The organism is Mesorhizobium sp. M8A.F.Ca.ET.208.01.1.1 (assembly GCF_004791315.1).
GTDB lineage: Bacteria > Pseudomonadota > Alphaproteobacteria > Rhizobiales > Rhizobiaceae > Mesorhizobium.
Window position 1 is genome coordinate 1 of sequence record NZ_SRUT01000089.1, and the last position, 386, is coordinate 386.

The window sequence follows — 386 nt, forward strand, 5'->3', positions numbered from 1 at the left end:
GCCTGCAGCGAAGCGCCGGAATCGAGCCGGACCATGCAGTCGGCGGAGAAACGCGACCCCGATTTGATGACCGTGACATGTCCTGAAAAACCCCGATCGAAATATTTCCCGATCGCCTCGCCGACACGGTCGTTGATGCGCGTACGGAACGCATCGCCGATGTCCATGTGTTTTCCCGAAATGCGCAGTTTCATCTGAAAACTGACCTTCCCTACTCAGGCTTCAAACTGTCCCGAGTTTATACTCGTGGTCCGCGCGCACAAGCTTTGCGGCGGCGCTCGCGCCGATTTTAAATCCGAACTTTCCGGTTGATCACAAGTTGCCTTCTGGCCGTCGCGAGGCCTTCGCTGTGACGGACCCATCCGCTTGCGGGTTTCAGGCCCGCC

At 58.3% G+C, this 386-nt stretch carries 1 protein-coding gene; it reads right to left on the reverse strand.

Annotated elements, in window-relative coordinates; translation table 11 throughout:
* On the reverse strand, positions 1–194 hold a 194-nt coding region (locus tag EN851_RS34415), incomplete at its 3' end, for an HPF/RaiA family ribosome-associated protein (protein WP_135931062.1).
* Positions 195–386 lie beyond the last annotated feature (192 nt).